This is a genomic window from Pseudomonas sp. BF-B-15 (genome assembly GCF_019946675.1).
Classification (GTDB): Bacteria; Pseudomonadota; Gammaproteobacteria; order Pseudomonadales; family Pseudomonadaceae; genus Aquipseudomonas; species Aquipseudomonas migulae.
Map to the genome: position 1 here is coordinate 1 of NZ_JAGYFZ010000021.1, position 14,026 is coordinate 14,026.

12 protein-coding genes are annotated in these 14,026 nt (G+C 58.5%); 7 read left to right on the forward strand and 5 right to left on the reverse strand.

The features are described 5' to 3' along the window. Positions 1-115: 115 nt before the first annotated feature. From KGA97_RS09380 to KGA97_RS09390, 3 genes are all read right to left on the reverse strand, one after another. A complete protein-coding gene (locus KGA97_RS09380; RefSeq protein ID WP_008024239.1) occupies positions 116-436 on the reverse strand; it encodes a DUF2388 domain-containing protein in 321 nt (106 codons plus the stop codon). A gap of 74 nt (positions 437-510) precedes the next feature. Next, positions 511-2,295: a GspE/PulE family protein gene (locus KGA97_RS09385; protein ID WP_008040718.1), complete on the reverse strand. Its 1,785-nt coding sequence runs from the start codon at positions 2,293-2,295 to the stop codon at positions 511-513. 90 nt (positions 2,296-2,385) lie between these two features. Then, complete coding sequence (locus KGA97_RS09390; protein ID WP_223480657.1) at positions 2,386-2,724, reverse strand: hypothetical protein; 339 nt, start codon at positions 2,722-2,724, stop codon at positions 2,386-2,388. A 126-nt stretch (positions 2,725-2,850) separates the two neighbouring features. Here KGA97_RS09390 and KGA97_RS09395 point away from each other — a divergent pair, with 126 nt between their 5' ends. Continuing rightward, positions 2,851-3,315, forward strand: a complete 465-nt coding sequence (locus KGA97_RS09395; RefSeq protein WP_008024235.1) for an Lrp/AsnC family transcriptional regulator — start codon at positions 2,851-2,853, stop codon at positions 3,313-3,315. A 99-nt stretch (positions 3,316-3,414) separates the two neighbouring features. Here KGA97_RS09395 and KGA97_RS09400 read toward each other — a convergent pair whose 3' ends face one another. Then, entirely contained in the window at positions 3,415-4,782 is a 1,368-nt protein-coding gene (locus tag KGA97_RS09400) for an inorganic triphosphatase (protein ID WP_008026000.1), read from the reverse strand. Positions 4,783-4,938: 156 nt separating this feature from the next. Here KGA97_RS09400 and argE point away from each other — a divergent pair, with 156 nt between their 5' ends. Together argE and argA are read left to right on the forward strand one after the other, a co-directional pair. Beyond that, on the forward strand, positions 4,939-6,087 hold the full coding sequence (gene argE, locus KGA97_RS09405; RefSeq protein WP_223480658.1) for an acetylornithine deacetylase: 1,149 nt from the start codon (positions 4,939-4,941) through the stop codon (positions 6,085-6,087). A gap of 230 nt (positions 6,088-6,317) precedes the next feature. Continuing rightward, positions 6,318-7,616, forward strand: coding sequence for an amino-acid N-acetyltransferase (argA, locus tag KGA97_RS09410; protein WP_008026003.1), 1,299 nt, complete (start codon positions 6,318-6,320; stop codon positions 7,614-7,616). A gap of 113 nt (positions 7,617-7,729) precedes the next feature. Here argA and tauA read toward each other — a convergent pair whose 3' ends face one another. Continuing rightward, complete coding sequence (gene tauA, locus KGA97_RS09415) at positions 7,730-8,719, reverse strand: taurine ABC transporter substrate-binding protein (protein ID WP_008026005.1); 990 nt, start codon at positions 8,717-8,719, stop codon at positions 7,730-7,732. A 361-nt stretch (positions 8,720-9,080) separates the two neighbouring features. Between tauA and KGA97_RS09420 the strand changes: the two genes are divergently transcribed. From KGA97_RS09420 to ssuE, 4 genes are all read left to right on the forward strand, one after another. Beyond that, positions 9,081-10,415 carry an OprD family outer membrane porin gene (locus KGA97_RS09420; protein WP_008040737.1) on the forward strand — a complete coding sequence of 445 codons (1,335 nt, stop codon included), beginning with the start codon at positions 9,081-9,083 and terminating at the stop codon, positions 10,413-10,415. Between the two features lie 373 nt (positions 10,416-10,788). Then, positions 10,789-12,150 (forward strand): OprD family porin, encoded by a 1,362-nt coding sequence (locus KGA97_RS09425; protein ID WP_223480659.1) that lies wholly within the window; start codon positions 10,789-10,791, stop codon positions 12,148-12,150. 294 nt (positions 12,151-12,444) lie between these two features. Further along, positions 12,445-13,083: a peroxiredoxin gene (locus KGA97_RS09430; RefSeq protein WP_223480660.1), complete on the forward strand. Its 639-nt coding sequence runs from the start codon at positions 12,445-12,447 to the stop codon at positions 13,081-13,083. A 332-nt stretch (positions 13,084-13,415) separates the two neighbouring features. Then, entirely contained in the window at positions 13,416-14,009 is a 594-nt protein-coding gene (ssuE, locus tag KGA97_RS09435; protein WP_008026012.1) for an NADPH-dependent FMN reductase, read from the forward strand. The last annotated feature ends 17 nt before the right edge of the window (positions 14,010-14,026 follow it).

Genomic DNA, 14,026 nt, shown 5'->3' on the forward strand with positions numbered 1-14,026 from the left:
CATTTATGTTGACTGACATGACGCTTTCGCGGGCAAGCCTCGCTCCTACAGGATGGTTGTGTCGGGCACAAAAAATGCCGCTCATGTGAGCGACATTTTTGTTCAGCCGTAAATCTTACTTCGACGCGACGGCATTCTTCGCCAGGATCGCATTCGCCAGTTCCATATCCGTGGCCTGCAGGCCTGGGTTGTCGGCGCGGACTTTCTGCATTGCGGCTTCCAGATAGGGGCCGCGAATAGCGCCGTCACTGGCGACAAAGCTGCCGGCGTCGTCCTGGGCGGCGACGATCAGCTTTTGATCCCTGGAGGTCAGGTAGGACGAACCGGTGGTGGCACCGGAAGTAAGGACGTTACGCCAAAAGCTGTCATCAGCCATCGCCGAACCGACTGGAAGGGACAACACGGCGAGGGTAGCAACAGCAAGTTTGAAACGCATGATGGGTGACTCCACTGGGTTAACTACGCGGGGTTGGATTGCCAATGACCCTGCCGAGTTCCATCACGGTCGTGCTACTTCTGTTCACTCTGCGGTGTCACCCGCAGCACCTCCTCGATCGTCGTCAAACCCGCCGCCACCTTCTGTGCGCCCGACAGTCGCAAGCTGCGCATGCCTTCCTTGAACGCCTGGCGCCGTATCGCCAGCAAGTCGGTGTCGGGGTTGATCAGCGCTTTGAGGCCATCCGTCAGTTGCATGATTTCGTACACCCCGGCGCGGCCGCGATAGCCGGTGTCGCGGCATTCCAGGCAACCGATGGCGCGTTGCGCATTGCCGGGCAACGGCGCTTGCCAGGGTTTGGTCAGGGTTTGCCAGTCTTCTTCACTCAGGGTCAGCGGGGCCTTGCAGTGCGGGCACAACGTACGGACCAGCCGCTGCGCCATGACGCCGAGCACCGTGGCCTTGATCAGGTAATGCGGCACGCCGAGTTCCAGCAGGCGGCTGATGGCGCTGGGCGCGTCATTGGTGTGCAGCGTCGATAACACCAGGTGGCCGGTGAGCGCGGCCTGAATCGCCATTTCGGCCGTCTCCAGGTCCCGGATCTCGCCGATCATGATGATGTCCGGGTCTTGTCGCATCAGTGCGCGCACGCCGGCAGCGAAGGTCAGGTCGATGTTGTGCTGGACCTGCATCTGGTTGAAGGCCGGCTCGACCATCTCGATCGGGTCTTCGATGGTGCAAAGGTTGACCTCCGGCGTCGCCAGTTTTTTCAGCGTGGTGTAAAGCGTGGTGGTCTTGCCCGAGCCGGTCGGGCCGGTCACGAGGATGATGCCGTTGGGCTGGCTCGTCATGTCCTGCCAGCGGCGCAGGTCTTCGGCGGAAAACCCAAGCTGATCGAAATCCTTGAGCAGCACTTCCGGGTCGAAAATCCGCATGACCATTTTTTCGCCGAACGCCGTCGGCAATGTCGACAGCCGCAGTTCGACTTCGCCGCCATCCGGGGTCTTGGTTTTGACCCGGCCGTCCTGGGGTTTGCGTTTTTCCGCGACGTTCATCCGCCCCAGGCTCTTCAGGCGACTGACAATCGCCATGGTCACCTGCGGCGGGAATTGATAGACGTTGTGCAACACGCCGTCGATGCGAAAGCGCACTGTGCCTTGCTCGCGCCGGGGCTCGATGTGGATATCGCTGGCGCGTTGCTGGAAAGCGTACTGGAACAGCCAGTCGACGATATTGACGATGTGCGCGTCGTTGGCGTCCGGTTCCTGATCGCTGGCACCGAGGTTGAGCAGTTGTTCGAAATTGCCCAGGGTGCTGGTTTGATGATCGTTGTTGGTCGCGCCGCTGACCGATTTGGCCAGGCGAAAGAACTCCACGCTGAAGCGCTGGATATCCACCGGGTTGGCCACCACCCGTTTGATCGGCAGCTTCAACACATGGGTCAGGTCGGCTTCCCAACCCTTGACGTAAGGCTGGGCGCTGGCCACGGTCACGGCGTCGCGATCGATGGACACCGCGAGAATCTTGTGGCGCTGGGCGAAGGCATAGGACATCAGCGGCGTAACGGCCGCGACGTTGATTTTCAGCGGATCGATGCGCAGATAAGGCTGACCGGCCTGCTGCGACAGCCACAGGGTCAGGCTTTCCAGATCGAGGTGTTTGCCGGGACGGCTGAGGTCATCCAGCTGTTGGCTGGCGATGAACTCCAGCGGGTGCATCTGGCCATTGGCGGCGTGACGGCGGCGGGCATTCAGTGCGTGCTCGGCCGAATCCTGGCTGATAAAGCCCTGGGCGACCAACTCGCGCAGCAAATCATTGAGATCCAGCCAGCGGTCCTGAAAGGCAAGTTGAACGGACATGCGGGCTCCTCGTGAACAACAGTTCGCAAAGGATAGTCGTGGACCCACCGACCGTTGGGCCACTACCCGACGAATCCGTATCGGGTTTTTTCAGCCCGTCGCCTGAGCGGCTTCAGCCCACGCAGAATCAGACGCTTGCAGGTCCACCGAGCAGACGCTGATCAGGTTACGCAGTTTTTCCGCGATCACTTGAGCGCGGTGCCAGCTCAGTCCATCCATGACGATGTCGATCGCCAGCAGATCGTCCGTGCGCTGCACGTTGACCTGTTGCGGCGTCAGGAACTGCAACGCGAACAGGTTGAGCGCGCGACACAGCAAGTCCGGTTCGGCTTCGGCCAGCAGTTGGTAGTGCACACGACACTGGGCGTTGCTGGCGTTCCAGACATCGGCGCGGGTGGGCGAGGTGTTCACGGCTTCAAGATACGGCATGGTCGGTCTCCAAAATCACTGGAGGAATTTTTACATTCGATGCCGGGCATTTCTTATCTATGATGGGGCTAATTAACGATTTATCGAATCGTGTGATTCAACAAGACATCGATTACAGGTTTTTCTATGCAAAGCGAACTGGATGGCTACGACCGCAAGATTCTCGCGTTGCTGCAAGAGGACGCTTCGCTCTCCAGCGCGCAGATCGCCGAGCAGGTGGGGCTCTCGCAGTCGCCGTGCTGGCGGCGGATTCAGCGGATGAAGGAGGAGGGGATCATTCGTGGCCAGGTGACGCTGCTGGACCGCAAGAAAATCGGGCTCAACACGCAGATCTTTGCCGAGGTAAAACTCAACGCGCACGGGCGTTCGAACTTCACTGAGTTCACCGAGGCGATTCGCGGTTTTCCCGAAGTGCTGGAGTGTTATGTGCTGATGGGGTCGGTGGATTTCTTGTTGCGTATTGTCACGGCGGACATCGAGGCGTATGAGCGGTTTTTCTTTGAGAAGCTGTCGATGGTGCCGGGGATTCAGGAGGTGAACTCGATTGTGGCGTTGTCGGAGATCAAGTCGACGACGAGTTTGCCGGTCTGAGATTTAGCGGTGAATGCACGGGCCTCTTCGCGGGCAAGCCTCGCTCCTACAGGATCTGCACAGTACCTGTAGGAGCGAGGCTTGCCCGCGAAGGCGGTTTTACATACGCAGCAGCATTTTCCAGGCACGATTCTGATAAACGGCAATCGCCTGCTGCTTACGCGCATCCAGCAATTCATCGGTGATCGGCTCGTTAGCCAGCAACGCCAACTGTTTCAGCTCGCCGTACAGTCGATCCATTTCCGGGACCTCCAGCACGTTGCGCGCATGGTGCAACCAGGATTGGATGCGCTCGATGCGCGGCAGTTGCTCGGCCAGATCTTCCGGCTGCTGCTGGTAACGCTGCAATTGCAGGGACGTCGCTTCTTCACCGAGCAAGCGCGGCAACCAGCTACCCAGTTGCGCAGCGCCCTGGCGATTGCCGCGAACATTACGATCGGCCGCCCAGGTGCGGGCCAGCAGCCAGCGCGAGGTGTTCAGCGAGAACAGGCCCCAGCGCGGGTCTTCGAGTTCTTCGAGGAACTGCTCCGGCGCGGCTTTGCGCACGTCTTCGTCGTCCAGACCGGCTTGAACCAGCGGACGCCAGTCTTCAAGCAAGGCATCCAGCGCGAGACGCAGGTCGTGCGTCGATTGACGCGGCGCGGCCTGGCCAAGGCTGCTCAGCAGGGCGCGCAATTCAGCGAGGTTTTCGACCCAGTCCTGCAGCAGACGCCAGTGGCCATTGAAGCGATATTGCTCGGCCAGACGCTGGCTGCTGCTCAGCAAGTGCCAGCTCAACGCGGCGAACGCGTCGTCCAGCGGCATTTCGGCGCTGATCTGCGGGGCCGGCAGGCTCAACGAATAGCTGTTGGCGTCGTACAAGCGATAACCGCGTTCGGCCTTGCTGATGTCACACGGCATCAGGGCGAGGGTCGCGGCCAGTTCGGCGGCCAACTCCAGCAATGCAGCCGGTTCACCTTCGCGCAGTTCCAGTTCCAGCTCGCAGATTTCTTCTTTCTGCTTGCCGACCACCACGTGGCCCAGGTCCAGCGCGGCTTCGATGACCACTTTGGTCTTGCCACGGCCCCAGGCGATTTCAGCGCGTTCGCGGACGAAATCGGTGGTGAAGATCGGCTTCAGGGTTTTCTTGTCCAGCTCGGCCAGCTCTTCAGGCCAGCATTCGCCGTCGAGTTTTTTCACGTCGAGCTTGGCTTTGGGTAGGTTCCAGTCGTATTCGTTACGCTCGGACAAACCGGCGACGCTCTGGCCACGGGTCTTGAGGGTCTGAATGACTTCTTCGCCGTCCTTGCGCAGGCGCAGGGCAACCTTGGCGCGGGCCAGGTCGCGCTCAGGCGTGTCGAAGTACTGGTTCATCAGTTCACGGCGTTCCCAGCCACTTTTGTTGCGTTTTTTCAGGAGCGGGTGCTCGCGCAGTGCGGCGAGGGTTTCGCGGCTGACGCGGAGTTTGATTTCAGTTTCTTTCTGCATGGCCGGAAAATCCAGGATCGGGAGCGCAGCCGGGGGAATGTGTGGCTGCCAAAGTCGTGCAGTGTACAGCACTGCTCAGACCTACGCGCCGCGACGGTTTATTCCTGTCACCGGATGGTTCTATGATGGACTTCAATTCGGGAGTTGGAGTCAGCGATGCCGTTGCCGTCGATGAAAGATCAGTTCGCTGCGCTGATTGCCGCACCATCGGTCAGTTGCACTCAGGCCAGCCTCGATCAGACCAACCGTCCAGTGATCGATTTGCTGGCGACGTGGCTCGGTGATCTGGGTTTTGCCTGCGATATCCAGCAGGTCAGCCCTGGCAAATTCAACCTGCTGGCCAGTTTTGGTTCCGGCCCCGGCGGTCTGGTGCTCGCCGGGCACAGTGACACGGTGCCGTTCGATGGCGCGTTGTGGCAGACCGATCCGCTGAAGCTGACCGAAGTCGATGGCCGCTGGGTCGGGCTGGGCAGTTGCGACATGAAAGGCTTTTTTGCCCTCGCCATCGAAGCCGTCCTGCCGTTGCTCGACCAGCCGTTCAAACAGCCGTTGCTAATCCTCGCCACTTGCGACGAAGAAAGCTCGATGTCCGGCGCGCGCGCCTTGGCCGCAGCAGGACGCCCGTTGGGCCGAGCGGCGGTGATCGGCGAGCCGACCGGGCTCAAGCCGATCCGCATGCACAAAGGCATCATGATGGAGCGCATCGACATTCTCGGTCAGAGCGGCCATTCCTCCGATCCGCGCCTGGGCCATAGCGCCCTCGAAGCCATGCATGATGCGATTGGCGAATTGCGCGGCCTGCGCTTGCTGTGGCAACGTGAATTCCGCAATCCACAGTTTGGCGTGCCGACTCCGACCATGAACTTCGGCTGCATCCATGGCGGCGATAACCCCAACCGGATTTGCGGCCAGTGTTCGCTGGAATTCGACCTGCGTCCGTTGCCGGGCATGGACCCCAAGGTGCTGCGCGCGGAGATTCTGCAGAAACTCCAGCCGGTTGCCGAGCGCCATCAGGTGAAGATCGATTACGCGCCGCTGTTCCCTGAAGTGCCGCCCTTCGAGCAGGCCGAAGACGCTGAATTGGTCCGCATCGCGGAGCAGCTCACCGGTCATCGCGCCGAAGCAGTGGCGTTCGGGACGGAAGCGCCTTATCTTCAACGCCTTGGCTGCGAAACGCTGGTGCTGGGCCCGGGTGACATCGCGTGTGCGCACCAACCGGGGGAATACCTCGAAATGTCACGTTTGCAGCCTACCGTGCATCTATTACGACAGTTGATTGAACATTACTGCCTGAAGGCCACATAACCTGTAGGAGCCAGCTTGCTGGCGATGAACGATGACGCGGTTCACCTGATGGACCGCGCCGTATGGATCGCCAGCAAGCTGGCTCCTACAGGTAAATAACCGATGTTTAAACCCGTATTCATGAGGAGAGCGCGCGTGTCGCCAAGCCTGTTCCGACGATAACCATCAGCCCGCTGTGCGTTTTCTGTTTCGCCCATTTTTTGGCTGCTATTTATTACAGGCCCAGGTTCATGCCCGAATACGTTAATTGGCTTCGTCACGCTTCGCCTTACATCAATGCCCACCGCGATTGCACCTTCGTCGTCATGCTGCCCGGCGACGGCGTGGAGCATCCGAACTTCGGCAACATCGTCCACGACCTGGTGCTGCTGCACAGCCTTGGCGTGCGACTGGTGCTGGTTCACGGTTCCCGTCCACAAATTGAAACCCGTCTCGCGGCACGCGGCCTGACCCCGCATTACCACCACGGCATGCGCATCACCGATGCCGCGACGCTGGAGTGTGTGATTGATGCGGTCGGCCAATTGCGTATCGCCATCGAAGCGCGCCTGTCCATGGACATGGCTTCGTCGCCGATGCAGGGCTCGCGCCTGCGGGTGGCCAGCGGCAACCTGGTGACCGCCCGGCCAATCGGCGTGCTCGAAGGTGTCGATTATCACCACACCGGCGAAGTGCGCCGGGTTGACCGCAAAGGCATCAATCGCCTGCTGGACGAGCGCTCCATTGTGCTGCTGTCGCCGCTGGGCTACTCGCCGACCGGGGAGATTTTCAACCTCGCTTGCGAAGACGTCGCCACGCGCGCGGCCATTGACCTGGGGGCCGATAAACTGTTGCTGTTCGGCGCGGACCTGGGCTTGATCGATGAAAACGGTCGTCTGGTGCGCGAACTGCGCCCGCAACAAGTGCCGGCGCATTTGCAGCGTCTGGGCAGCAACTATCAGGCGGAACTGCTGGATGCGGCGGCTGAAGCCTGCCGTGGCGGCGTGGCGCGCAGCCATATTGTCAGTTACGCCGAAGACGGCGCGCTGCTGACCGAACTGTTCACCCGTGACGGTGGCGGTACGCTGGTGGCCCAGGAGCAATTCGAGGTTGTGCGCGAAGCGGCGATCGAAGACGTCGGTGGTTTGCTGGATTTGATCAGTCCGCTGGAAGAGCAGGGGATTCTGGTGCGGCGTTCCCGCGAAGTGCTGGAGCGTGAGATCGAGCAGTTCAGCGTGGTCGAGCGCGAAGGCATGATCATCGCTTGCGCGGCGCTGTATCAGATTGCCGATTCGGATGCGGGGGAGTTGGCGTGTCTGGCGGTGAACCCGGAGTACCGTCATGGCGGTCGCGGGGATGAGCTGCTGGAGCGGATCGAAACCCGCGCCCGTGCTCAGGGGTTGAAGACGCTGTTTGTCCTCACGACCCGTACGGCTCACTGGTTCCGCGAGCGCGGGTTTGTGCCAAGCAGCGTCGAGCGCCTGCCGTCGGCGCGGGCGTCGCTGTACAACTATCAGCGTAATTCGAAGATCTTCGAAAAAACCTTGTAACCCGGACCATGTGGGAGCGAGGCTTGCCCGCGAAGGCGGCCTCAAATTCAACATATGTGTCGGCAGGTATGGCCTCTTCGCGGGCAAGCCTCGCTCCTACGGGGAACGGTGTGTTACTCGGTGACGAATTTCGCACTGACATACGGCGAATAGTCCGGCAGCACCGTCTCAACCTTGCCTTGCTCCTTCAAGAATTTCGCCGTCTCACCAATCGCCTTCGCCGTGCCGCCCTCCAGCAGCGCGGTGGTTTGTTGCGCCTTGGCGTCCGGGAATGCAGAACCGGCCAGCAGTTCCGGCACATCGGCGGCATTGGCACCGGTCAGTTTGGCGATTTTCTGTACCGGCACCGAATCCGCAGTCCAGCTGTCTTTATGTGCCGCATAGTCGGCGAACGAGTCCAGCGTCACCTTGGCGAACTTGGCGACGACGTCTGGATGTTTCTCGGCGTAATCCTTGCGCGCTACCCACACTTCAAAAGTCGGCGCACCCCACTGACCCACCTGTGCGGCGTCAGTCAACGTCTTGCCAGTCTTGCGAATTTCCCCCAGGGCGGGCGACCAGACGAACGCACCGTCGATGTCCCCACGCTTCCAGGCGGCAGCGATTTCCGCTGGTTGCAGGTTCACCACTTTGACTTTCGAGGCGTCGAGGCCCCAGTGCTTCAAGGCGCCGAGCAAGCTGTAGTGAGAGGTTGAAACGAACGGTGTGGCGATGGTCTTGCCGATCAGATCTTCCGGTTTATCGATGCCGCTGCCGTTGCGTACCACCAACGCTTCGGCGGCGTTGATCTGGGCAGAAACGATAAACGCGACGATCGGCAAATTGCGCGAGGCGGCCGCGGCCAGTGGGCTTGAACCGAGGTTGCCAATCTGTACGTCGCCCGAGGCGATGGCGGTTACTACTTCCGGTCCACTGTTGAAACGACGCCAGTCAATTTTTTGGCCGATGGTTTTCTCGTAGAGTCCATCCGCCTGGGGAACTTTGCTGGGGTCTATTCCGGTTTGATAGCCGACGGTGAGGTTCGCGGCATGGGCGGAAAAAGAAAATAATACCGATACACAAACTGTAACAATTGGGTTGGATAGTGCGCGCTTGGTCGTCATGGCGTAGGCCTTATCGATAGGAATTGTTGCGGAATTGCTTCCAAACCTAATCGATCTAAAAAACGCCTAATAAATACCATTTAGGAATTAGCTTATGAGCTGGCCGCTCTAGTCCGCGGGGCAGCAAACGGTGAGCAAAATTCCTAAACGGTATTAGAAAAGAATCCATTCATTCTTTTCAGGTTTATGACGAAATCATGACCCTGCACGGACCAAAAAACGGGGATTAGACCATGGTCGTAGACACACATGGTTACGATTGACTTGTGGGTCACGCTCTGGCGCTAATCGCGCATCTTAGGACTTGGGACATTGATTCCGGGCCAGGAATACAAGAATTAGAGACGAGAGGAGTTTAACAATGAACAAGTCCACCTTGGCGCTGGCCGTGGCCCTAGGGGTTATGGCGCAGCAGGCAGGCGCCGCCGGTTTCATCGAAGACAGCAAGGCTTCCGTCAGTTCGCGTACCTATTATTTCGACGCCGATGTCCGTGAAGGCGCCAAGACCCCAGCTAACCGTCAGCGCGAAGCCGCTGAAGGCCTCAAATTCGATTACCAGTCGGGCTTCACCCAAGGTGTCGTAGGTTTCGGTATCGATGCCCAGGCACTGGTCGGTATCCATCTGGACGGCGGCAAGGGCCATCACCCGGACAATAACTCCTTCAGCCCTAGCGATACCGATGGTTCGGCAGAGAGTTCGTGGAGCCGCGTGGCGGGCAACGTCAAGGCACGCTTCTCGAAGACAGAGGCCCACTACGGTGGTGCCCTGCAGCCAAACATGCCGATCCTGATCGCGAACGACAGTCGCGTACTGCCGCAAACCTTTGAAGGTGGCACCATCACCTCGAAGGAAATCGACAACGTGACCTTCAACGTAGGTCAGCTGGAGCACGCGACGGGTCGCGCATCCAGCAACAGCACCGGCCTGTCTGTGGCTGGCGCTACTCAGGACAGCAATCAGTTCCGTTATGCCGGTGCGGACTGGAAAGTCACCAAAGACCTGATGCTGCAGTACTACCACGCGAACCTGGAAGACTTCTACAAGCAGGACTTCCTCGGCCTGGTGCACGTCTACCCGATCGCACCCAACCAGTCGTTCAAGACCGACCTTCGTTATTTCGACAGCAGCTCCGACGGCAAGAACGGTCAGGCTGGCTACCAATTCAACAACAACGGTGGTTTCGCCAAGAACAAGGGCGAGGTCGATAACAAGACCTGGAGCGCCACGTTCACCTACACCCTGGGTGGCAACGCGTTCCTGCTCGGGCATCAGCGTGTCAACGATGACGGCGGCTTCGTCTTCTTGAACCAGGGCAACGTTGTCGATGGCAACGGTCGCAACGAAGGTGGTGGCGGCGCCAGCTTCTACTCGTTCACCGATGCCACTGTGGGCAGCTTTATCCGTGCCGGTGAAAACACCACGTACGGTCAGTACACCTATGACTTCGCGTCTTTGGGCGTACCAGGCTTGAAAGCTTCGGCTGCTTACTTGTATGGCCGGGATATCAAGACCGTCAGCGGCGCGGGTGAAGACCTGAACGAGCGGGAAACCGACCTGCGCGTAGACTATGTGATTCAAACCGGTCCACTTAAAGGGTTTGGCACGACGGTGCGTCACGGTGCTTATCGTGGCAACACCAACGCTGACCAAGACCAGACCCGTCTGATCTTCAACTACACCTACAGCTTCCTGTAAGAGATTGCGCAAAAGAGCCTCGCCGTTTGGCGGGGCTTTTTTGTGTTTTTTTCACATATGCCAATTAGGTATTACTTAGGAATTTATTATTCTTTTTGGCTTTTAAAATAAAGCCCTAAAGTGCATCCCGCCGGGGCCGATATCGAGTGTCCCGTAGCGATTAAAATGCCGCTTTTTATTCCCGCACGGCATGAAAAAGAATGAAATAAATGTATTTACGTTTACCATGCCGGCCCATTCGCCGCGCTTAGACCCTTGACTTAGACACATCAGTTGAGTGGCGCGCGGATTGCGGTTGGCGGTATCCGCACATTTCAGGATCCAGGGCATTCGACTCAGGACCGAAAAAATTAGAAACGAGAGGAGCGAAACAATGAACAAGTCCACCTTGGCCCTGGCTGTGGCCGTAGGGGTTTTGGCGCAGCAGGCAGGCGCCGCCGGTTTCATCGAAGACAGCAAAGCTACTTTGGGGCTGCGTAACTTCTACATCAACACTGATAACCGTGACGGTACTGCCAGCCCAAGTCGAAACGAAGAGTGGGGCCAAGGCTTCGATCTGCGCTTCACTTCCGGTTATACCCAAGGCACTGTTGGCTTCGGTATCGACGCCATCGGCCTGCTGGGTGTACGTCTGGATTCGGGCGGCGGCACTAATGGCAACGTTAACGCCAATGGCACCCCTGGTAACGCTTATGGCGGCACTGTGTTCCCGAGCAAGTCCAACGGCGAAGCGGTTGATAACTTCTCCAGCCTGGGCCTGACTGCCAAAGCCAAGATCTCCCAGACCGAATTGAAGCTGGGTACCTTGCAGCCAAAACTGCCAGTGATCGTGACCAACGACGGTCGTCTGCTGCCACAAACCTTCCAGGGTGGCCAGATCACCTCGGGCGATATCAAGGACCTTACACTGGTCGGTGGTCAGATCGAGCACGCCAAAGGTCGTAACTCCAGCAACAACGAAGAGTTGTCGATCGCTGGTGCCAACGGTCGCACTGCGGCTGGCCGCGACAGCAACAAATTCTATTACGGTGGCGGTGACTACAAAATCACCAAAGACCTGACTGCCCAGTACTACTACGGCAACCTGGAAGATTTCTACAAGCAGCACTTCCTGGGTCTGGTTCACAACTGGGCAATCGGCCCGGGCGTTCTGAAATCCGACCTGCGCTACTTCAATAGCAGTGACGACGGTGCCAACGGTCACGACCTCAACTACTTCACGTCTGGCAACTACAATGCGCCAAACGGTAAAGGTAAAGTCGACAACAACCTGTACAGCGGCCTGTTCCTGTACACCGTTGCCGGTCACACCTTCGGTGGCGGTTATCAGGTCAGCAACGGCAGCAGCGACTTCCCTTGGCTGAACCAGGGTGACGGCTCGTCGGCTTACATCATCACTGACATGCAAATCCAGAAATTCGCCCGTGCCGGCGAAAAAACCTGGCAAGCACGCTACTCGTATGACTTCGCTAAAGTGGGTGTACCAGGCCTGACCGCTGGCGCTGTGTACCTCAAAGGTGACGATATCGACACCGTGGGCAGCAATGGCCGCGAGAACGCTTCGGGTCGTTCCGAGTGGGAACGCGACTTCACCCTGGCGTACGTTGTACAAGAAGGCCCGCTGAAAAACCTTGGTTTGATGTGGAAAAACGCTATGTGGCGTACCGACCTGCCGAACACTCGTTCGCAGGACGAAAACCGCCTGATCGTCAGCTACTCGATCCCGCTGTTGTAATAGCGCTCGCGTAACCGCTGAAAAAAAGCCCCGCCCGGCATCACGCCGGGCGGGGCTTTTGCGTTTTCGGGGCGGGGTCACCCCCGTAATCCCGTCCCGAAACGTTCCCTCTTTTGCAGCGACTCAAGGCCTTCTCGAACCTTGGAAGCGATAGTCGTCGCGATGACTTTGCAGGTCCAGTGAACAGATCTTTAATATTCTTTTAGGGTCTAAGAATGGCTTTATTTATTCTTTTTATAAACTCCCCAACACGAGCTACAGTTGAGTTCTACACCTACTCATCAGGAGCCCACCATGAGCATCAGACTCGGCGACATCGCACCCGACTTCGAACAGGATTCCAGCGCCGGCACCATCCGTTTCCATGAATGGCTGGGCGATAGCTGGGGGGTGCTGTTTTCCCACCCGGCGGATTTCACCCCGGTGTGCACCACCGAGCTGGGCTTCACCGCCAAGCTCAAGGATGAATTCACCCAGCGCGGGGTCAAGGCCATCGCGTTGTCGGTAGACCCGGTGGACTCGCACCACAAGTGGATCGAGGACATCAACGAAACCCAGAACACGATCGTCAACTTCCCGATCCTGGCCGACGCTGATCGCAAGGTATCGGACCTGTACGACCTGATTCACCCGAACGCCAACGACACCCTGACCGTGCGTTCGCTGTTCGTGATCGACCCGAACAAAAAGGTTCGCCTGACCATTACCTACCCGGCGAGCACCGGTCGCAACTTCCATGAAATCCTGCGGGTGATCGACTCGCTGCAACTCACCGACAACTACAAGGTGGCCACCCCGGCCAACTGGCAGGACGGTGAAGAAGTGGTGATCGTGCCGTCGCTTCAGGATCCAGAGGAAATCAAGAAGCGCTTTCCAAAGGGTTATCGCGCGGTGAAGCCGTACCTGCGCCTGACGCCGCAGCCCAATCGTTGAGCTGAAAACCAATCCCTGTAGGAGCGAGCGATGCGGCGACCCGACTTGCCCGCGAAGACGTCGTCAAAGCCAACATCAATGTTGGACGTCATGGCCTCTTCGCGGGCAAGCCTCGCTCCTACAGGGCTGTGCAAAATCCATATAGCAGGGGAATTTCGGGCCGTTTATACGGCCCATTTTTTTGCCCGGACAAAGCGGTTTCGTATAGAACTACAGCGAATAACGAAATGAATAAATATGATTTAAAGATATATAAATCACCTGTTAAGGTCTCTCCATCAAAGCGAGATCGCCCACTGCGAATCGCCTGCACCGTTCAAGGAATCGTCTGAATGCTGGTCGTCTCACTCGGTGGCAGTCCCAGCCAACGCTCCCGTTCCGGGGTGCTGCTGGAGCGCTCTCAACGCTGGTTGCAAGAGCAAGGTGTGGAAGTGGTGAGTTATCAGGTACGGGACTTCCCGGCCGAAGACTTGCTGCACGCACGGTTCGACAGCCCCAAGGTGATCGACCTGTTGCAACAGATTGAAAACGCCGATGGCCTGCTGATCGCCACCCCGGTGTACAAAGCGTCGTTTTCCGGCGCTCTGAAAACCGTGCTGGACCTGCTGCCCGAACGCGCCCTGGCGCACAAAGTGGTTTTGCCCATGGCCACCGGCGGCAGCATCGCTCACATGCTGGCGGTGGACTACGCACTCAAGCCCGTGCTGTCGGCATTGAAAGCCCAGGAAATGCTCCACGGGATTTTCGCTGTGGACAGCCAGATCGCTTACGGCGAAGGCAGCGCCCAGGCGCAGCTGGCGCCGGAGCTGGAACAACGACTGAATGAATCGCTGGAGTTGTTCTTCAGCGCCATGGCCCGACGGCCCAAGCCGATCGATCCGAACCTGCTGAATGATCGTTTGTTGAGTGCTCGCTGGAGCATTTAAAGCATTTTATTTTTTAG